Consider the following 19226-nt stretch of genomic DNA (forward strand, 5'->3'; position numbering starts at 1 on the left):
TGACTTGCTGGGTAGCCTTCTCAATTGTGCGCTGTAGTCGATCTACATCGATCGTGCTGCACGCACCGCCGCAACCCTTGGCACAACCGCCTTCCCCTTTGGCGAAGAACGATTGCCAGAAGCGTCTGCCAACGTAAAAAGTGGCCGTAGCGAAGAGAAGGGCGATAATGAGGTATTGCAAGATCATAACGAGGGCAAAACCACCTAGGTCAGAGAAAAGTTTACAACGATTATCATCCTGAAGAAGAAAGGTGTTCTGTAAGCCTTTTCTTAAAAAGACTATTCTGTCATCCTGAGCTTGTATTCCGCGCATCAAGCGGCGTGACCTTGTCACGAGAAAACGATGAACGTAAGAACGACTCGTTCAACTTGCAGAAGGTCACGCCGCTTGATGCGCGGAATGCAAGCTCAGGGTGACAAAGAAGAGTACAAGGGAGGGTCTAGTGCCTGGAAAATCAGAAGCTTACACCCAATACTTCCGAATAATATCCTGGGTAGCGTCGTGAATATGGCCGTTGGTAGCTACTACTTCGCGGCTGAAAATAGGCTCGCCGTCTTTTGTGAACTGCGTAACGCGGCCACCTGCCTCGCGCACGAGCAGGATACCCGCTGCTACATCATAAGAGTTAATGTTGAATTCGAAGTAGCAGTCGAAGCGACCTGCGGCTACGTAGGCTAGGTCCATAGCGGCCGAGCCTACCCGGCGAATGCCCTGCGTGTTCTGCATGAACTGGCTGAGAATCTTCAAATAGCCGTCGAGCTTATCGAAATTGTAATAGGGGAAGCCAGTAGCAATGAGCGTGTTGTGCAGGTCGGTAGCCGCCGAAACGTGGATGGGCTTTTCGTTGCAGAAAGCGCCACCACCTAACGACGCCCGGAAGCATTCGTCGCGGGTGATTTCGTATACAACGCCCACCACGAGCTCCATGCCTTGAATCAGGGCGATGCTCACGCAGTAAGCGGGCAGCCCGTGAATGAAGTTGGTGGTGCCGTCGAGTGGATCAATGATCCAGTTAAATTCCTCGGCGCGCTCAGCTCCTTCTGTGCCTTCCTCCGTGATAAAACCAGCTTCGGGGAGCAACTGCCGCAGCTCATCAACCAGCTGTTTTTCGCTCTGTTGATCGACGTACGATACCAAGTCGTGGAGGCCTTTGCTTTGCACGCGACCTAGGTCGAAGCTAGTTGCTTCCTGACGAATAAACTGGCCGGCCCGGCGGGCAACTTCGGCAACCTGTAAGCTGAGTTGATTGAAATCCATTGATGGAGAACTGAATTGAAAAATTTCTATCATCCTTGGCGAAAGAAGGACCTGATGACCGCTGAAGGATACATGGTTAGTCTTTCAGCAGTCATCAGGTCCTTCCTTCGTTAAGATGGCAGATGAGTTTGGGTCTTTTTTGAGGTAAACAGGCGCACAATCACTAACACCAGCAGCAACACTGCCAGCACCTGCGTGGTAGGTCCGATAAGCTCGCCGTGGCGCACGTAGAATGTCAGGTCCGAGTTGAGGTGCACAGGGTAGCGCCGGGCAGTTTGCAGCCACCAGCCAGTTTGGGTCATGATTTCGCCCTTCTGGTTGATGAAGGCCGAAATACCGGTGTTCGCCGAGCGCGCAACGTCGCGGCGCGTTTCAATGGCGCGTAAGGTGGCGTACTGCAGGTGCTGGGAGTGACCAGGCGAATCACTCCACCAGCCGTCGTTGGTGATGATGCCAAGCAGCGTGGCGCCGTTCTGCACGTATTTGGCCACGAAGTCACCGTAGATTGATTCGTAGCAAATCAGCGGACCTAGGTTCAAGGACGAACCATTATTCGGAAGGTGAAACACGGCGCGGTCTTCTTGGCTGCCGTAGCTGCCTACCGTACCCCCTAGGTCGATGCTGGCGATGAACTTGGTCAGGGCCGGCGGAATTTTCTCTACGCCCGGCACGAGGCGCGACTTGTGGTAAAACTCGATCTTGCCTGTGGCCGTGGGGAAAAAAGCCGCGGTGTTAAACACATCGTAGTAGCCAGCATCATCACGGTAGCGGGCTGTCTCGCTGGCGGCTTCTTTGTTGGGGTAGGACTTTAAGCTCGTAATGCCCGTTACTAGGGATAAGCCTGGGTGCCGGGCCAGGAAGCTCCGCACATTCTGGATCTTCAGGTTGCCGTCGATCAGGTTTTCCCAGTAGGGTTCTTCTAGGGCTGTTTCGGGCCACAATACCAGTTTGGTTTGGGGCGTCAACTGCTGCTCCGTCAAACGGATAAGACGATTTAGTTGCTCCTCGTACGGAACGAAGTTGCTGGTACCCTGAAACTTCTCTTCGTACGGGTCGACGTTGGGCTGAATGACCAGCACTTCGGCGGCCGGGCCTTTTTCCTGGTAAGCGCTGCCGATGAGGTAAGAAGCTAGGATGGGTAACGCAATAGCTAGCACTGGTGCAAGCCAGCGCGCCAAAGAAGGGCGCTGCGTGCGTGGTTGTGTTGTCAACCCAAACAAAGCCCCGAACACCAAGATATTCGTCAGCCAAATCCAGACGGAGCCGCCGAGAAAGCCGGTGTACTCGTACCATTGTACCAGGCCGTTAGCTTCGGCAAAACCATTACCAAGGGTCAGCCAGGGCCAGGTGAGGTCCCAATGCAAGTGCAGCTGTTCGAAAGCAATCCAGTAGATCGGCAGCGACACATAGCCCACCAGTGAACCTAGCCTTTTCTTGGTGTGATAGAACGCCATCGTTGGCAAGCACATCAGCAAGGCATTAAGTACCACGGCCGCAATGCCGCCACCTAACGTGCTGTAGCTCACCCACCACGTAGTGAAGGCATTCCATAACACCAAAGTGAGATAGGTATAGCGGAACACCTTCCAGCCGCTCGCCCCGCTCCGGACCAACAGCTGCTCCATCCGCAGGTACGGCACGAAAGCCACGAGCAGCAACAACGCTAGCCCAGCCGGGTGCACGGGCCACCCGGCCCAGAGCAAAGCGGCGCTAAGCAAGGCCAAAGTAGCTGGTTCCCAGCCAGCCAGGCGAGCAGAAGTATACTCGGCGCCGCCGGCAACGAACGGGGCGGAAGTAGAAGATTTAGTCAGCACGGCGCTCTTCCTTGTGTCCTTGAACAACTAGTACAATTTCTCCTTTAATAGACGGACGGCCGCCAAAATCGGCGGCTAGCTCCGTCAGGGTGCCATTCACGGTTTCCTCAAACAGCTTGGTCAGCTCCCGGCTCACCGAGGCTTGCCGCTCGGGGCCTAGGGCTTCAGCCAACTGCTCCAGGGTTTTCACTAACCGGTGCGGCGACTCATAGAAAATCAACGTGCGGGTTTCGACGGCTAGTTCCCGCAGGCGAGTCTGGCGGCCTTTCTTAACGGGTAAAAACCCCTCAAAAACAAATCGTTCGGCTCCAAAGCCCGACTTGAGCAAGGCTGGTACGAAGGCGGTGGCGCCCGGCAAGCATTCCACTTTCAAGCCTTTGGCCAAACACTCGCGCACCAGCAAAAAACCGGGGTCGGAGATGCCGGGCGTGCCCGCGTCCGATACCAAGGCCATCCGCTCGCCGGCTTCCAGACGGGTGAGCAGGCGCGCCACGGTTTGGTGCTCGTTGTGGAGGTGGTAGCTGAGCATCGGCTTTTTCAGACCTAGGTGCTGCATGAGCCGGCCACTGGTGCGGGTGTCTTCGGCCAACACCGTATCTACCTCGCCTAAGATCCGAATAGCCCGGAGCGTGATGTCTTCCAGGTTGCCGATGGGCGTGGGGACCAAGTACAAAACAGTGGGCGTAAGCGTTTCAGACATGAAGGCAAAGGTAGAATGATTTAGGGTGCCGGAATACCAAGATCGTGCAGGCAGTCGAGAACGGCACGGTCAGGGTGCAAGCGGTAGGCGCGAGGCTATTAGTCTACACCATATTGCTCAGCTAGCTTATCTATTTCGGCGGCCAAGCGGTGGTCGCGCTTGGTTACGGTGTTGCCCGCATCGTGGGTGCGTAGGCGAAACGCGACGGTGCGGTATTCATTAGCCATCCACGGATGATGATCGAGGCGCTCGGCTACGGCGGCCACATCCGTCATAAAGGCAAAGGCCGTTTTGAAATCCGGGAATTGAAAGGTGCGGGTGAGGGCGTTATCCTGTTCGGTCCACATACATTTTTGTAAAAGGCTACTGCTAGCTAGGGGTAAAAGCAGGATGAAAGCTAGCGAGAAATCATAATCATGATGGAAACTAGGTAAACCCAAACCCACAAACCACAGTACAACCTAGGACCAACTCGCCAAACCCTACTGCTATGGCTATCGATCCGCACAACCGCCCTGTTCGCGTCATCAACGACGATACAACCGAAGAAGAATTCAAAGCTGGTCACCTCATTGCTGGCGGCGACCCACCCAAAAACGAGGCTGCTCGTGGGGGCTTCGGCAACCGCGATGGTAAGGAAGGCTATGGTACTGACAGCAACAGCGGTATCACGTCTACTTCCGTCAACGAAGAAGCTGACAAAGCCGAACACCCCGCCGATAACTTCCGCTCCGACGATGAAGGACGCCGCGACCGTCCAAACCAAGACTTGCCCGCTCCCGAAGATATGGATGAGCGCCGCATAGCTAGTGTGCCCGACGAAATAGAAAACGACCCCGACGAAGACAAAGACGAGATGTATAACCCCAACTCGCGCGTGGGCATGGGCCAAATGGACCAGCCCCAGCCAAATGGCGCCGACGTAGGGGCTACTCCACAAACTAATGCCGACTTGCTAGACCCCAACGCACAAGAATCGGGGCTAGATATTGGCGAACGATAGGGCACAAAGGCCCTGTACCTAACCCACCCGAAGAACCCCACCATCATGGCAAAAGAAGGAAATCAGATCAGCTCGCAATCAGCGAAACATCAAGGTTCGCCGGCAGGCGGCGGTCAGTCAAAAGCCGAGTCGCTGCCCGTAGAGGACCGCGACCAGCAAACGGAGGAAAACCTGCAACAAGACGCGCAGGATGCCCCCCAAACCCACCCCAATCGGAATACCCACAAGTCAAATTAGGCTCACCTAGCACCGGGCTAGCCTACGCGGTAGTTGTCGTTGAATCGCAGGGACGCACCGCATGTATGTAGTTGTTTCACCTTTATTGTAGTTGTAGTCATGCCGTACAAGAGCAATAACACCAACCACCAGTCAAAGGAAAACCATGGTTCTCCATCTGGTTCTGAGCAGCACAAAGCCGCTGGTAATATGCCGCTTGGCAAAACAGGTGAGGAAGTAGAACGCCTCGCCGAGGAGTATACAAACGACGGTCTGGATGAAATTCCATCCGATCTGCAACGTCATCCCAACCGGAATCACGACAAACCTAGCCTCGACAAGCCTTCTTATAGCTAGGCTCATGAGTCGCAGACATATGTAAAGCGAAAAGCACCTGCAAAAGCAGGTGCTTTTTTGTTGGAAGTACCTTTCGTAAACAGCAACTAAGTAGGATGCATGCAGTATAAATTACTCTCATCCTATTCCTGTTCTCAATGGCGCGCTATGTCACTACTGACTTGCATGGCTGTCTGCTGACGTTTCGCCATCTGGTAGAAAACGTTTTACACTTGCAGCCTGCTGATGAACTCTATTTGCTCGGTGATTACGTGAATAAGGGGCCAGACAGTCGGGGCATTCTCGACTATCTCATCCAATTGCCCCAGCGCGGCTACCAAGTACACTGCCTTCGTGGCAACCACGACCAGGAACTGCTCGACGCGGCGCATGCGCGCAAGCACCTTACCTGGGTTTCTCCAGCCGATCATCAGCAAACGCTCCGAAGCTTTGGGGTGAGCACTCCCGCTGAAATCCCGGTCTCCTACCTAGGGTGGCTCGACGCGTTGCCCTATCAGTTCGAGCTGCCAGACTTTGTGCTGGTACACGCCGGTTTTAATTTTCGGCTGCCGCCCGAGCGTATGCGCTCTGATGTGCACACAATGCTGAACATCAAGGAATTCACGTTTGATGCCTCTCGCTTAGGGGGCAAGCGGCTGCTCCATGGGCATGTGCCTACTCCCACGGCCGAAGTGCAGCGGCAAGTGCGGGTAGGAGCAGGATCTATCGGCCTCGATACAGGCTGTGTGTACCGCCATAATCCGGAGCTGAGCCATCTGGCCGTATTAGAGCTAGATTCTTTCGAACTGACTTTGCAGCCTAACATTGAGCTGCCTTACCCGATAGCACGGCGCTAAGCTAGCTTAGCTGCTTACTGATCCAACACGCCTGCTTTCAGCACCTTGCGCGCGGCTTGCTGGTACGGGTTATCGGCATCAGCGGCCACTTGCTTCAGCACGGCATTGGCCTCTGACAGCTGGTTGGCTTGCCAATGAGCCATTCCAAGGTGATAAAGCGCTTTGCGGGCGAGTGATACTTTGGGCTGTTGGCTTACGCGTCGCAAAAACGTACGGGCTCCGGCCGCATCACCATCGCGCAGCAAGAAGATGCCTGTGTAATACAGCAGCGTGTCTTGCCCTAGGTTATTGGTAGGCACGCGGCGCAAAGAGCGCAACGCCGCCGCATACTGACCCTCCCTATACTGACTCATCGATTCGGCTAGGAGGGGGCGAAGGTTGCCGTCCGTTTCGGAAGGAGAAAGACCCGGATCGGGTTGGTAGTACTGCTCCCAAGTAACTGCCGGAATGGGTGACGGCCGGCGAGTGAAAATCCAGAACGCCATGGCTAGCACCAATACGCCTACTACAATGGCTACCCAGCGGTTCTGTGTGTGGCGCTGCTGGTGCTGCATGCGCGAAATAGCCGTTTCCCGTTGGTCGAGGCGGCGGTCGAGCATCTCTAGGCGCAAGCGTAGCGTTTCGTGGCCTGCCACCCAGCGCAAGTCGGCCGTAATCTGTTCGTAGGCAGCATGCGCTTGGCGCAGCTCTTCATCCTGCTCCAAGCGTTCCTCAAATTGTTCTTGCTCATCCGGGGTCATCTGACCATCGGCAAAACGTTCCAGCAACTCTAGATAAGGACGAAGATCAATAGCCGAATTCATGCGTAATAAAGCACTTAAGAGAGGAGTAAGCTTACAGGCAGGATAGGTGTGTTGCCAAGCAGATAGTGCAAAGAGGTAGTAGCTTACAGGTCAGCAGGAGCGGCCCCAGAAGCCTGAGCCGGCCCACGACTAACGAGCTCATAGAGCGTACGCAAGCAACTAGATTTTTGCAAGCGCGCGACGGTAGCATTAGCATAACCCATTTTGCCCGCTACCTTCTCAAAATTGTAGCCTCGGAAGTAGAAGTACATCAGTACCTTCTGACAGTCAGCACCTAGGTACCCGAACAGCATGAGTAGCCGCTGGCGCCGGCCAGCTTCCGCGAGCGGCAACACCGCCGCCGATTTGCCCGCCGCCAGCCGTTCGTAGGCCATACTATATAAGTGAGCGCGCAGATCATCGGGAAGCTTTGTGAGGCGGCCATCAGCTACTTGGTCATAAAACTCCAGCAGCACAGCCCGCAAAAGCGCATGTGCTTCCGAAGCCGGTAGCTGGTGGTTTAGGTCGGCCCAGTGCGTAAAATGCTCGCGATGCTGCTGATAAAAATTGATGATAAAGTTCTGATTACCAACTCGTAATCTGGTTAGAACTTCCGCTAGGGGCTGCGCCATTTAACAGGTATCAGTTAACAGGTATCCTTCAACAGTACGAAAGACGCACTACGATAGATAGCCACTCGGCATGCAAGTTAAATCTAGATAGGGTCTGTTCGGTATTGTTAAATGGTAAATGTTAATTGATAGATGATAAACGACTTGCCCGTACCTTTGAGCTTATGGAAACCCGTATCGCACCTCTAACCCAGGACACTGTCCTATTCGACCTCATCCGTCAGGAAAAAGAGCGTCAGACTCATGGTATCGAACTCATTGCCTCCGAAAACTACGTGTCGGAGCAAGTGATGCGGGCGCAAGGCTCCATCCTGACCAACAAGTACGCTGAAGGTCTGCCTGGCAAACGCTACTATGGCGGTTGCGAAATTGTAGACCAAATTGAGCAACTCGCCATCGATCGGGCGAAAGAACTCTTTGGTGTAGAATGGGTTAACGTGCAGCCGCACTCCGGTGCCCAAGCCAATGCTGCCGTGATGCTGGCCGTGCTCAACCCCGGCGACAAGATTCTCGGCTTCGACCTCTCGCACGGTGGTCACCTCACGCACGGTTCGCCCGTCAACTTCTCGGGTAAGCTGTACAAGCCTAGCTTCTACGGGGTAGAACCCGAAACCGGGCTCATCGACTGGGAGAAAGTAAAAGAAACAGCTCGCCGGGAGCAGCCGAAGCTTATCATCTGCGGCGCTTCGGCCTATTCACGCGACTGGGATTACAAAACCCTGCGCGAAGCCGCCGACGAAGTAGGCGCGCTACTGCTAGCCGATATTTCGCACCCCTCAGGCCTCATTGCCAAGGGATTATTGAATTCGCCTTTCGAGCACTGCCACATTGTGACGACCACGACGCACAAGACGCTACGGGGTCCGCGCGGTGGACTTATCATGCTCGGCAAAGACTTCGAAAATCCTTACGGCTTGAAAACGCCTAAGGGCGAAATCCGCATGATGTCGTCGCTGCTGGATGGGGCCGTTTTCCCCGGCACCCAAGGTGGTCCGCTAGAGCACGTAATCGGCGCAAAAGCGGTTGCCTTCGGAGAAGCGTTGAGTGATGCTTACACGGAGTATACGCACCAGGTCATTCGCAACGCGCAAGCCCTAGCCAAAGGCTTTGTAGCGCGGGGCTACCAAATTATTTCCGGTGGCACTGACAACCACTTGATGTTGATTGACTTGCGTAGCAAAGGCCTGACGGGCAAACTCGCGGAGAATACGCTGGTCAAAGCGGATATCACGATCAACAAGAACATGGTGCCCTTCGACGATAAGTCGCCCTTCGTGACTTCCGGCATGCGCATCGGTTCGGCGGCCGTAACCACCCGTGGCCTAGTGGAAGCCGACATGGAGCGTATTGTTGGCTTCATCGATGACGTGCTGATGCACCACGCCGACGAGGCGCACCTAGGTCGCGTGCGTCAGCAGATCAATGAGTGGATGCAGCAGTTTCCCCTTTTCGCGTAAGCGTGATTGAGTAGGAGCGTAACGGAGAACTACAGAAATTGCAAAAGCTAGGGCGGGCTACATCCTACCCGCCCTAGTTTTCGTTTGTTTCTGTGCTGTCTTGCTCAGTTACTCAGTTACTCAGCTACCCTTCTCCTCAGTTACCCTCTTACTCAGTTACCAATTACGTGGATCAAACCCGCATAGAAGCTGGACGGTCGTTGGACGAATCCCACGAAATGTCCTTTATTGACCATTTGGAAGCCTTACGGTGGCACATCATCCGTTCGGCTATTTCCATTGTTGTTTTTGCTACCGCTGCTTTTCTTTCCAAGGATTTTCTCTTCCACGACCTGATCTTAGGGCCCTCGCGCCCTGATTTCTGGACGTACCGCATGTTCTGCAAGTTCGGCCAGTGGGTCGGCAACCCAGAGCTGTGCATGGATAAAGTAGGCTTTGTCATTCAAAACCGCGAGATGAGCGGGCAGCTGACAATGCACATCAGCACTTCCTTTATTGTGGGCATTGTGCTAGCTTTTCCCTACACGTTCTGGGAGTTGTGGCGCTTCATCAAGCCGGGGCTCTATCCACACGAACAGGCCAACTCGCGCGGCGCGGTGTTCTTTGTATCCATACTGTTTATACTCGGGCTGCTGTTTGGTTACTACATCGCTGCGCCATTGAGTATCAACTTCTTGGCCTCATACACAGTTGATCCAACCATCGAAAACCAGATTGACTTGCAGAGCTATCTGAGCACGCTCACTACCATGTCGCTGTCGTGCGCCTTTGTGTTTGAATTGCCCATGATTGTGTTCTTCTTAGCCAAGGCAGGATTGATTTCGGCCGAAATCATGCGGCTCTACCGCAAGCACGCTATCGTGGTCATTCTGATCATTGCGGCTATCATCACCCCGCCGGATATCTCCTCACAGTTGATTGTAACCATCCCGATTCTGCTGCTGTACGAGTTGAGCATCAACATTGCGCGTGTTGTTCGCCGCAATGCCACCGAGCGTCTGAATGCGGAGCTAGCTGCCAACAAAGGCGTTAGCTAAAAAGCAGCGGCGACAAAAAATTAAGGAAAGGAGTAGCTAGGCCTTCTGCGGGGCCGGTTACTCCTTTTCTCTTTTATAGACCTTAGGGGTAGACGTGGGCTTGTACCGATCAAAAACGGCGGGCACTTTGTAGCGCAACCTAGGTAATAGGCCCACTTCATCGATGATGTAATCGGGCGCGATAGGCGTGAAATTGTGCGCCAGACGCGCCACAGCGGCGTACTCATCCAGATGACCAAAGTCGACCTGCGCCAGCGACCAATCGAGGTAAGGGGTGGTAAGCCGGTTGTTCAGGTAAGAGCGTTGGTCGTTGCCTAGCACAAGCAAGCGTTGACCTTGCACTACCGCATAGGCTGGGTTGGCTTGCACCGCATAATGACTTTCGGCGGGTAGCTGGAGTACGGTCTCTAGCCCTAGCGTAGTTCGGTAGCGAACGGTAGCAACAGCTCCTAGCAAGACCAACAGCAACACCTCCAGCAGCCAAGCACGTTGGGCCTTTTGCCACAGGAACAAGCTGAAGTACGTCAGCGGAGGCAGGATCAGTACCAGTGTACCGGGAGCTGTGCCGCGCCCTGCTGCCACCATCAAAACCGTTACGAGTAGCCATACGAGCATGAGCTGCCGAAACTTAACCTGAAACACCAAACCTAGCGGCGTTCCGACGGTGCGTGCCAAAGCTAGGAGCAGCACTACTCCCGGCAAGATGAACAGGCGTAGCTGCACAAAGAGGGGCAGGCCGTCGACGCCTGCCACGAGGCCGCGCAAAGTGGGCTGCAAGTGAAACTGCACGAAGTCAGGTAACGACTCGGCGTAGAGAAAAAACGTGGCGGCTACCGCATACGGGAAAAAGAAGCCGCACAGTAGCAGCAGAAAGCTACGGAAAGAGTTGGCAGCAAAGATGATAACCGCGAATAAGCCGACCAGCAAAAACAGCGCTAGCGGTAGATAGCACAATGCTGCTACGCCCACGAGAAAACCAGCCCGAAACAATCGGCGGTTGTCGTAGCCCTCACGCGAGGTAGGTAGCAACGCGCTCAGCGACAGGATGATAAAGGTGTGCCCCACCAGCAGGGGAGAAAGCGTGTCGAGGTCGGAAGTGAGGCTAGCTAGCAGCAGGTAGGTAAGGGCCGCCACAAAGCCGCGCTCGGGGTGAACGTCGGCCCGGTTGAGTACGACGTTGAGCCGCAGTGCCTGAAACAGCAGCAGCGCCAGGGCTAGTACCCGATAGAGCCATACCGGCCGACTAGCCACAAAATCGAGGGCGCCAAAAAAGGCCGCCGCCAGTGGTGCGGTGCTGTCGTAGAGGCCCCGGTAGAGCAAAGCTCCCTCGTGCAGCCGCTCGCCTACGAGCAGGGCCCGCAACTCGGCCGGGGTCAGCGGCACTCCTAGCCAAAGTAGCGGTAGGCGTATGGCCAGCACTAGCACCAGCAACATCACCAGCCGAGTAGGCAGCGGACTTTTAAAGAAACGAAGCAGAAACGTTCGGACTAAAAGATGAAAACTAAGAAGCAAGCGGAGCATTCGTGCCGCTCGGCGGCAACCTTCCACGCTAGGGTCACGTCCGCAAAAGTAGCATAGGCATAGTTGCCACGCTTGCTTGCCTCGCCGAATTCGGATTACCAATAGCTGCGGACAAGCTACAAAACGTAAAATAGCCGGAAAGATGCGCCTGGATTTGCTGTAACTCAGTAACCTGGGCGTAGAGCAGCAAGCCGTACGTCGCCAATCCCTTATCTTTGTTCACTCATTATGGAAAGTAAACGCCAGCAAAAGTTTGCTAGCCTTCTACAGCAAGAGCTAGCTACTGTTTTTCAACGCGACCTGCCCCACTTGTTTCCGGGGCTGCCACCGGGCATTAGCACCGTGCGTGTCGCCCCCGACCTAGGTGTCGCCCGCATTTACCTAAGCCTGCTGCTCGCCAATAATGGCGACTCTATGTTGCAGGAGGTGCGCGACCATACCAAGGAAATTCGCTTGGCTTTGGCCAAGCGCATTCGTCAGCAAGTGAGAGTGGTGCCTGAGTTGAACTTCTTTCTCGACGACAGTGCTTCGTACGCCGCGCACATGGATCAGGTCCTGAATGATCTTAACATTCCGCCAGCCCCGACCAGCGACGACGAGAAAGATTCGGCAACTGGCCCGAAGCGGCCGAAGCTTTTTGCCGACGAAGACGAATAGAAGAGTGACTGAGTGGCTGAGTAATTGAGTGAAGCCGTCAAACAGCACTCAGCCACTCAGTTATTCTTTTCTCCATTACTCACATACGCCGTTACGCTTTTGTATTACGATCCGATTAAGAAGTCGCTGGGGGAAGTGTTCAACCGCACGCCGTTGTTGCGCCGCATCTTCTACCATCTGCTTGATTTATTATTGCTTAGAACCTGGCACGTGCATCGGGAGCTACGCCAGTGGGCTAAAGGCCGTCAGGACGAAGCCTTGAACATCCTTGACGCTGGTTCGGGCTATGGTCAGTACACGTACTGGCTGTCGGGCATGAGCAAGAAGTGGCATATTCTGGCAGTCGACGTGAAGGACGAGCAGATTGCCGATTCCAACCGATTCTTCCGTCAGATCGGGCGCGTGAATGTGCAGTTTGCCGTGCAAGACTTGGTGCTCTACCAGGAGCCCAATAGCTTCGACCTAGCTTTGTCGGTCGACGTAATGGAACACATCCTGGAAGACGTAGAAGTGTTTCGGAATGTGCATGCCTCGCTCAAGGACGGCGGCATGCTATTAATTTCTACGCCGTCTGACCAAGGCGGCTCCGACGTACATGCCGACGGTGAAACCAGCTTTATTGAGGAGCACGTACGCGACGGGTACAACATCCACGAGATTCAGCAGAAGCTGCGCACGGCTGGTTTTGAGCGCATTGAGGCCCGCTACAGCTATGGCGAACCCGGACAAATTTCGTGGCGCCTGAGCATGAAATACCCCATTCTGATGCTAGGTGCATCGAAGTGGTTCTTCGTGCTACTGCCATTTTATTACCTTGTCACGTTTCCGTTCTGCTTGATTCTGAATACGATTGACGCGCGAATGAAGCACGATTCGGGAACGGGTTTGATTGTGAAGGCTTGGAAGTAAGACGTTTTGCGGCAAGCCGCGTATCTTGCTCCTGCGAAGCATTGATCCGCCCGGTTTTTACCAGCACTCAACCATGGTTGATAAAAACGACTTTTCTGAGCTCTCGGCTGACCTGCTGATTTGCATGAATCGGCAGCAAGACGAGCGCAAGCAGATCAACGAAATTTTGCCATTTTCGAAAACCACGGGGAGTGCCCACGCTGGTCGGAAGAATTTAGGCGCAAGGCTAGCTAATACCAGTATCTATTAACCTATTCTCTTTACGCGTCCGCGCCGCATGAACGTTCCGCTGCTCATTGCTCGGCGTTATTTCTCCTCCAAGAAGAAGCGCAATATCATTAGCATCATCTCCAACATTTCCATGATCGGCGTGGCAGTGGGAACGATGGCGCTCATCATTGTGCTATCCGTATTCAATGGCCTGGAGGATTTAGTCCGCTCGCTCTACAGCAAATCGGACCCTGATCTGGTTATTTCAGCCACCAAAGGCAAGGCCTTCGAAGTACGAGCCCCCTTGCTGACCAAGCTGAAGGCTACACCCGGCGTGTCGCTCGTAACGGAGGTCATTGAAGACAACGCCCTGCTTCAGTACCACGACCGGCAGATGGTGGTGAAGATGAAAGGGGTGAGCGAAAACTTTTTCGCCCAGAGCAACATCGACTCGGCGCTGGTAGAAGGCGACCACCAACTCATGCGTGGTGGCGAGCCGTACGCGCTGCTCGGCGCTGGCGTGCAGCACGAGCTAAGCATTGCACTAAACAACCGGTTTTCGCCCTTGCACTTACTCTATCCACGCAATACGGGGAAAAAGGCGCTGTCGCTCAACCCCGAAAATGCCTTTAATGAGCAGAATATCTTCGCTGGTGGGGTTTTCCTGATCGAGCAGCATATTGACGATAGCTACATCTTTGTGCCGTTAGAGTTCGCGCAGAGCCTACTGCGCTACGGTAATAAGCGTACCTCCCTAGAAGTCCGGGTTGGTAAGGACTATAGCATTTCGGACGTAAAGGAAACGCTGCGGAGTGAGCTAGGTACTAATTTCCAAGTGCTTGATTCGGATGAGCAGCACGTGAGCCTGCTGAAGGCCATCAAAGTGGAGAAGATGTTCGTGTTCATCACGTTTGCCTTTATCCTGCTTATTGCCTCGCTCAACATCTTCTTCTCGCTCTCAATGCTCGTGATTGACAAGCGCAAAGACGTCGCCGTGCTGATGGCAATGGGATGTACGCGCGTCACAATCCGCAACATATTCTTGTACGAAGGCGCTATTGTAGCCTTGGTAGGAGCCGTGACAGGGTTGGTGCTAGGCGTTACGATCTGCTGGCTACAGCAGACCTTTGGGCTGGTATCCATGGGCATGGCCACGAGCGTGGTCGACTCTTACCCCGTGAAGATGCAGTTCCTCGACATTATCCTAACGTCCATCGCTATTATCGTGATTACCATCACGGTATCGATCCGGCCAGCACTAGCGGCATCGCAGCAAGATTTGCGCGAAAACCTATAACGCGCTATTAGCTGAATAGCAACATAGTAGCCTCCAGATTATCAATTTGGTAGACACTAGCCCTGTTTACGACTATAGGGTGTTACTATTTGTAGATTTACTTTTACTTTATGATAAATAATATAGTATTTAGTATTTGTCCTTACTTTCAGCTTCCGGTTATACGCGCTATTTATGAAAGTTTCTACTTCTCAACCATTTCAGATTGTTTACTCACTTCTAGAACATGAGTACTTAGGCTATCTGTTTGAGTCGTACGTAGTCCAGCGTAACTCACGCGGTCAGCTTACGCTGCAGCACCAAACAGTATCGGCTAAGAACGCATCGGAGTTTGCAAACGGTCTTGATGAAGTAGATTTTGAATTAGTTGCCCTCACCGACCAGATCCAGCAGGACGCAGTTATCAAGGAGTTCTGGCCCAAGAAGACAACGCCTGCTGACTTCTTTCTGAAGATATACGACGCCGAAAAAGGCGACAAAGCGCTGCAAGATGCCATCTGCCGCTACGTGCAGGAGCGTATGAGCCAGATTTTGGATCGGCTGGCTGGCAAGTGCGTGTTCATTATGGGTAAGGACGGGGAACCGACGTGGCGCGAAATCGGGCTAGCGGAGGAGCCAGCCTCAGTGCTGTTTCACTTCCGGCGCAACGAAGAAAGCACGCACTACTTCCCCACCATTCAGTACAAAGGACAAAAGCTTGATTTTCAGTTCAAAAACGCGGTGCTCGTGTGCGTGCATCCCGCATGGCTGTTGCTGGATAACCTGATTTACAACTTCAGCAAAGACGTTGACGGCAAGAAGCTGCTACCGTTCTTAAATAAGAAGTTTATTATAATTCCGCGGCAGGTAGAAGACAGCTACTTCCAACGCTTTGTGGCGCCGTTGGTGGAGTCGTTTGATGTGCACGCCCGCGGCTTTGATATCCGCTCGGAGCGCTACATTGCCCGGCCGCAGCTCACGTTCTCCGATGCGCCCCGCACGGTAGGTGTGGCGGAAGAAGAGCGCCGCCCTACGGCGGGCCGGCCGCGCACTACGGAGCTTGTTGTCCCGGCTGTTTCCGACCATATTCACTTCGATTTATCGTTTCGCTACGGCGATCATACCGTCCCGAACAGCTACGATAAGCGCGTGAGCGTGAAGCTGGAGAAGACATCGGATTCGTATGTGTTTCATCGCCTTATCCGCAACTTTGAGCAGGAGCAGGACAGCCTCCGCGAGCTAGCCGACCGAGCGCTGGAAGTCCGCAACGGCCAAGCCGTGATGGAAAAAGCCACTGCTTTCCGCTGGCTCCATAGCAACGCCGAAGACCTAGCTCGGCTAGGCTTCACGGTAAAACAAGGCACTACTTCCGGCAAAGACTACTTTATCGGTGCCGTTACGGTCCAGGTGGGCATCACCGAAACCAATGACTGGTTTGATGTACACGGCACCGTTCACTTCGGCGAGTTTGAAATACCCTTTATCAAACTGCGGCCTTATATCCTGAACAAGCGCCACGAATTTCGGCTGCCAAACGGACAGATTGCCATCATTCCGGAAGAGTGGTTTACGCAGTACTTGGAGCTATTCGCCTTTGCCGAAGAACATCAGCAGTCGCTCACGTTGCGCAAGCACCACCTCGCGCTGGTGTCTGACCTGCAAAACGGCAACTTAGCCACTGTTACTATTTCGCGCAAACTAGAAAAACTGCGCGGCTTTGAAGCAGTAGAGGACCGGCCGTTACCTACTGGCTTCCGTGGCGAATTGCGGCCTTACCAGAAGGCTGGCTACAACTGGCTACACTTCGTGAAAGATTACCATTTTGGCGGTTGTTTGGCCGACGATATGGGACTTGGCAAGACGGTGCAAACGTTAGCGCTGCTGCTGCACCGCAAAGAAAGCGGCGAAGCAGGCGGCGCAGCTTCGCTCTTAGCTATGCCTACTTCGCTAGTCTTCAACTGGATGAGTGAGGCTTATAAGTTTACGCCCAACCTGCGTCTGCTGATCTACACGGGTACGTACCGCGACAAAAACGTGGAGCAGTTTGCCGGCTACGACGTAGTCTTGACTAGCTACGGCATTGTACGACTCGACGCTGAGCTGCTGCGCACCTACCACTTCGACTACATAATTCTAGACGAGTCGCAGGCGATTAAGAACCCTAGCTCTACCACGTCGCAGGCGGTGCGAGGGCTTAAGTCGCGGCACCGGCTTATTCTGACGGGAACGCCGGTGGAAAACAGCACCATGGACTTATGGTCGCAGATGTCGTTTATCAATCCTGGCTTGCTCGGGTCACAGGCTTTTTTCCGTAAAGAATTCCTGAAGCCCATTGAGAAAAGCAAGGATGAGGCCCGCACCCGTAAGCTACATGCACTCATCAAACCCTTTATTCTGCGCCGACATAAGGCGCAAGTAGCAAAGGAGTTGCCAGCCAAAATAGAGCATCTGAGCTACTGCTCCATGACGGAGGAGCAGGCGCAGTGCTACGAAGAAACCAAGAGCTACTACCGCAATAAAATTCTGAAGAACATCGAGGAGCATGGCACGGCAGGCACGCAGTTTATGCTCCTGCAAGGGTTGACCAAGCTTCGCCAGATTGCGAACCATCCCCGTATGGCCGACGAAGGCTACGAGGCGGAGTCGGGTAAGCTGCGCGAGGTGATTCGTATGATTCGGGGGGTAGTGTCAGAAAAACACAAGGTGCTGGTATTTAGCCAGTTTGTGAAGCACCTTGATATCGTGCGCGAATCGCTCGACGAGCGGCAGATTGCCTATGCCTACCTCGACGGCAACACGCGCGAGCGGCACCGAGAGGTGCAGCGCTTCCAGGAGAACGACGACTTACGCGTATTTCTCATTTCTCTGAAAGCCGGTGGTGTGGGCCTCAATCTTACGGCCGCCGATTATGTATTCATTCTCGACCCGTGGTGGAACCCCGCCGTGGAGGCGCAAGCCGTGGATCGGGCTCACCGCATCGGGCAACAGCGGACGGTGTTCACCTATAAGTTCATCAGTAAGAACACCGTAGAAGAAAAAATACTAGCGCTCCAGAACAAAAAGATTCAGCTCGTAACCGATTTGATAACGACCGACGAAGCCATCATCAAGAGCTTGACTAAGGAAGATATCGAAGAGCTACTAGGGTAAGCTAGGCTGCCAATGGGCTGTGTGCTAAGCAGGACCGAACGGTTACTGTAAAGTATGGATGCTCGTTTAGCTTAGGCTACCGCTTCTGCCATGGCCGGGTCTACTTCTGCGGCCCAGGCCGTAAGGCCGCCAGCTAAATTCAGCAGGTTATCGAAGCCAAACTTTTCCTGAAACTGCTCGATAGCGGCCGCGCTACGGCGCCCCGTGCGGCAGTACACGACAACGGGATGGTGCCGCGGTACTTCCTCAATCCGATCTGCTAGGTACGCCAACGGGATGAGGGTAGCGCCGGGCAAATGGCCTAGCTCATACTCGGCGGGCTCCCGCACATCGAGCAGGAAGGGCGGCGTGTCTGACGCCAGCTGTTCTTGTAGCTCTTGGGCCGTGATTTCGTGGAGCGGCGGGTGGCACAGCTCGGCGTAATCAGTTTGGTTAGCGGTGTCTAGGTTGACCATGGCCCGCTCAGGATTGCGAGGAAAACGCAGAATGCGGGTTTGGAAAGAAAGCGCATCAAATAGCCACAGCCGGCCGCGCAGCACTTCGCCCAAGCCAAGAATTACCTTGAGCGTTTCGGTGGCTTGAGCGCATCCGATGAGGCCAGGCAGCACGCCGAGCACGCCGGTGGCGTCGCAGTTGGGTGCTTCGGCGGCCGAAGGCGGTTGCGGAAACAAGCACCGGTACGTGGGCCCGCCTTGGTAGTTGAACACCGAAACTTGCCCTTCAAACTTGTAGATAGCGCCCGAAATCAAGGGCTTACCTAGGCTCACGCACGCATCGTTGAGTAGGTAGCGGGTAGGGAAGTTGTCGGAGCCATCAACCACTACATCGTATTGGGCTACTAGGTCTCGCACATCGGCTAGGTCGACGCGTTGTGGGTACACCTCGCAGTGCACGGCGGGATTGAGGCGCTGCACGGCGCGGGCAGCGGCTTCGGCTTTTAGCTGACCTAGGTCGGTCTCACCAAAAAGCACTTGGCGCTGAAGATTACTCGCTTCCACTTTGTCGGCGTCGGCGATGCCGAGCGTGCCGACTCCAGCGGCAGCCAAGTATTGCAGCACTGGGCAACCTAGGCCCCCAGCGCCCACAACAAGAACCCGGGCAGCCAACAGCTTTGCTTGACCAGCCTCGCCGATTTCGGGCAGCTGCAAATGGCGGCGGTAACGCTGACGTTCGGTAGGAGAAAGCAACTTTTGAAGTGTTGAGTGGTGAAGGTAGGGCGTGGAATTATGGAGATCCACACCGTTTGCTAAAACCTACTTTCGACGCATAAGGTTAGAGTATAGCAGCGCGAACAGCAGAAAGATGTCGCGCGAACCGTAGAAGGACGTTAGCCAAGCTCCTAGTTCGCGCAGTGTTGAATGATTACGGCAGTGCGACGAACCTAGGCCTGATCGTGCCACGATGCGCGAAG

General features: G+C 54.3%; 18 protein-coding genes. 10 read left to right on the forward strand and 8 right to left on the reverse strand.

The features are described 5' to 3' along the window. Positions 1–463: 463 nt before the first annotated feature. From SD425_RS00080 to SD425_RS00095, 4 genes are all read right to left on the reverse strand, one after another. Complete coding sequence (locus SD425_RS00080) at positions 464–1258, reverse strand: inositol monophosphatase family protein (RefSeq protein WP_324674110.1); 795 nt, start codon at positions 1256–1258, stop codon at positions 464–466. 110 nt (positions 1259–1368) lie between these two features. Then, entirely contained in the window at positions 1369–3072 is a 1704-nt protein-coding gene (gene lnt, locus SD425_RS00085) for an apolipoprotein N-acyltransferase (protein ID WP_324674112.1), read from the reverse strand. After that, positions 3062–3772, reverse strand: a complete 711-nt coding sequence (gene rsmI, locus SD425_RS00090; protein WP_324674114.1) for a 16S rRNA (cytidine(1402)-2'-O)-methyltransferase — start codon at positions 3770–3772, stop codon at positions 3062–3064. The genes lnt and rsmI overlap by 11 nt, the downstream gene beginning before the upstream one ends. 98 nt (positions 3773–3870) lie before the next feature. After that, positions 3871–4119, reverse strand: coding sequence for a 4a-hydroxytetrahydrobiopterin dehydratase (locus SD425_RS00095; RefSeq protein ID WP_324674116.1), 249 nt, complete (start codon positions 4117–4119; stop codon positions 3871–3873). Positions 4120–4262: 143 nt separating this feature from the next. Here SD425_RS00095 and SD425_RS00100 point away from each other — a divergent pair, with 143 nt between their 5' ends. The 4 genes from SD425_RS00100 to SD425_RS00115 all read left to right on the forward strand — a co-directional run bounded on the left by SD425_RS00100 (position 4263) and on the right by SD425_RS00115 (position 6184). After that, positions 4263–4775, forward strand: coding sequence for a hypothetical protein (locus tag SD425_RS00100; RefSeq protein WP_324674118.1), 513 nt, complete (start codon positions 4263–4265; stop codon positions 4773–4775). Positions 4776–4820: 45 nt separating this feature from the next. Further along, positions 4821–5012, forward strand: a complete 192-nt coding sequence (locus SD425_RS00105) for a hypothetical protein (protein WP_324674120.1) — start codon at positions 4821–4823, stop codon at positions 5010–5012. Positions 5013–5111: 99 nt separating this feature from the next. Continuing rightward, entirely contained in the window at positions 5112–5348 is a 237-nt protein-coding gene (locus SD425_RS00110) for a hypothetical protein (protein WP_324674122.1), read from the forward strand. Between the two features lie 137 nt (positions 5349–5485). Further along, positions 5486–6184 carry a metallophosphoesterase gene (locus SD425_RS00115; RefSeq protein ID WP_324674124.1) on the forward strand — a complete coding sequence of 233 codons (699 nt, stop codon included), beginning with the start codon at positions 5486–5488 and terminating at the stop codon, positions 6182–6184. Between the two features lie 14 nt (positions 6185–6198). Here SD425_RS00115 and SD425_RS00120 read toward each other — a convergent pair whose 3' ends face one another. Both SD425_RS00120 and SD425_RS00125 read right to left on the reverse strand, forming a co-directional pair. Further along, complete coding sequence (locus SD425_RS00120) at positions 6199–6987, reverse strand: tetratricopeptide repeat protein (RefSeq protein ID WP_324674126.1); 789 nt, start codon at positions 6985–6987, stop codon at positions 6199–6201. An 83-nt stretch (positions 6988–7070) separates the two neighbouring features. After that, positions 7071–7598, reverse strand: a complete 528-nt coding sequence (locus SD425_RS00125) for a hypothetical protein (protein ID WP_324674129.1) — start codon at positions 7596–7598, stop codon at positions 7071–7073. A gap of 164 nt (positions 7599–7762) precedes the next feature. Here SD425_RS00125 and glyA point away from each other — a divergent pair, with 164 nt between their 5' ends. Then, the gene (gene glyA, locus SD425_RS00130; protein WP_324674131.1) at positions 7763–9055 is read left to right on the forward strand and encodes a serine hydroxymethyltransferase; all 1293 of its coding nucleotides are present in this window, start codon (positions 7763–7765) and stop codon (positions 9053–9055) included. Positions 9056–9222: 167 nt separating this feature from the next. Beyond that, positions 9223–10092: a twin-arginine translocase subunit TatC gene (tatC, locus tag SD425_RS00135; RefSeq protein WP_324674133.1), complete on the forward strand. Its 870-nt coding sequence runs from the start codon at positions 9223–9225 to the stop codon at positions 10090–10092. Between the two features lie 57 nt (positions 10093–10149). Here tatC and SD425_RS00140 read toward each other — a convergent pair whose 3' ends face one another. Then, positions 10150–11526, reverse strand: coding sequence for a hypothetical protein (locus SD425_RS00140; RefSeq protein WP_324674135.1), 1377 nt, complete (start codon positions 11524–11526; stop codon positions 10150–10152). A gap of 315 nt (positions 11527–11841) precedes the next feature. On the opposite strand from SD425_RS00140, the gene SD425_RS00145 reads away from it, so the two are divergent. From SD425_RS00145 to SD425_RS00160, 4 genes are all read left to right on the forward strand, one after another. Next, positions 11842–12270: a ribosome-binding factor A gene (locus tag SD425_RS00145; protein ID WP_324674137.1), complete on the forward strand. Its 429-nt coding sequence runs from the start codon at positions 11842–11844 to the stop codon at positions 12268–12270. 99 nt (positions 12271–12369) lie between these two features. After that, entirely contained in the window at positions 12370–13179 is an 810-nt protein-coding gene (locus tag SD425_RS00150; RefSeq protein WP_324674139.1) for a class I SAM-dependent methyltransferase, read from the forward strand. A gap of 277 nt (positions 13180–13456) precedes the next feature. Then, positions 13457–14686 (forward strand): FtsX-like permease family protein, encoded by a 1230-nt coding sequence (locus tag SD425_RS00155; RefSeq protein ID WP_324674141.1) that lies wholly within the window; start codon positions 13457–13459, stop codon positions 14684–14686. A gap of 174 nt (positions 14687–14860) precedes the next feature. After that, positions 14861–17815, forward strand: a complete 2955-nt coding sequence (locus tag SD425_RS00160) for a DEAD/DEAH box helicase (RefSeq protein ID WP_324674144.1) — start codon at positions 14861–14863, stop codon at positions 17813–17815. A gap of 71 nt (positions 17816–17886) precedes the next feature. Here the strand turns inward: SD425_RS00160 and moeB are convergent, their stop codons facing one another. Further along, positions 17887–19002 carry a molybdopterin-synthase adenylyltransferase MoeB gene (gene moeB, locus SD425_RS00165; RefSeq protein ID WP_324674146.1) on the reverse strand — a complete coding sequence of 372 codons (1116 nt, stop codon included), beginning with the start codon at positions 19000–19002 and terminating at the stop codon, positions 17887–17889. Positions 19003–19226 lie beyond the last annotated feature (224 nt).

It is taken from the genome of Hymenobacter sp. GOD-10R (assembly GCF_035609205.1).
Lineage (GTDB): Bacteria > Bacteroidota > Bacteroidia > Cytophagales > Hymenobacteraceae > Hymenobacter.

What these genes read in the sequence shown, in the direction of transcription:
- SD425_RS00080 (WP_324674110.1), bottom strand. Translation starts at nt 1,258, where the DNA reads ATGGATTTCAATCAACTCAGCTTACAGGTTGCCGAAGTTGCCCGCCGG.
- rsmI (WP_324674114.1), bottom strand. Translation starts at nt 3,772, where the DNA reads ATGTCTGAAACGCTTACGCCCACTGTTTTGTACTTGGTCCCCACGCCC.
- SD425_RS00095 (WP_324674116.1), bottom strand. Translation starts at nt 4,119, where the DNA reads ATGTGGACCGAACAGGATAACGCCCTCACCCGCACCTTTCAATTCCCG.
- SD425_RS00100 (WP_324674118.1), top strand. Translation starts at nt 4,263, where the DNA reads ATGGCTATCGATCCGCACAACCGCCCTGTTCGCGTCATCAACGACGAT.
- SD425_RS00105 (WP_324674120.1), top strand. Translation starts at nt 4,821, where the DNA reads ATGGCAAAAGAAGGAAATCAGATCAGCTCGCAATCAGCGAAACATCAA.
- SD425_RS00110 (WP_324674122.1), top strand. Translation starts at nt 5,112, where the DNA reads ATGCCGTACAAGAGCAATAACACCAACCACCAGTCAAAGGAAAACCAT.
- SD425_RS00115 (WP_324674124.1), top strand. Translation starts at nt 5,486, where the DNA reads ATGGCGCGCTATGTCACTACTGACTTGCATGGCTGTCTGCTGACGTTT.
- SD425_RS00120 (WP_324674126.1), bottom strand. Translation starts at nt 6,987, where the DNA reads ATGAATTCGGCTATTGATCTTCGTCCTTATCTAGAGTTGCTGGAACGT.
- SD425_RS00125 (WP_324674129.1), bottom strand. Translation starts at nt 7,598, where the DNA reads ATGGCGCAGCCCCTAGCGGAAGTTCTAACCAGATTACGAGTTGGTAAT.
- glyA (WP_324674131.1), top strand. Translation starts at nt 7,763, where the DNA reads ATGGAAACCCGTATCGCACCTCTAACCCAGGACACTGTCCTATTCGAC.
- SD425_RS00140 (WP_324674135.1), bottom strand. Translation starts at nt 11,526, where the DNA reads ATGTTGCTGGTGCTAGTGCTGGCCATACGCCTACCGCTACTTTGGCTA.
- SD425_RS00145 (WP_324674137.1), top strand. Translation starts at nt 11,842, where the DNA reads ATGGAAAGTAAACGCCAGCAAAAGTTTGCTAGCCTTCTACAGCAAGAG.
- SD425_RS00155 (WP_324674141.1), top strand. Translation starts at nt 13,457, where the DNA reads ATGAACGTTCCGCTGCTCATTGCTCGGCGTTATTTCTCCTCCAAGAAG.
- SD425_RS00160 (WP_324674144.1), top strand. Translation starts at nt 14,861, where the DNA reads ATGAAAGTTTCTACTTCTCAACCATTTCAGATTGTTTACTCACTTCTA.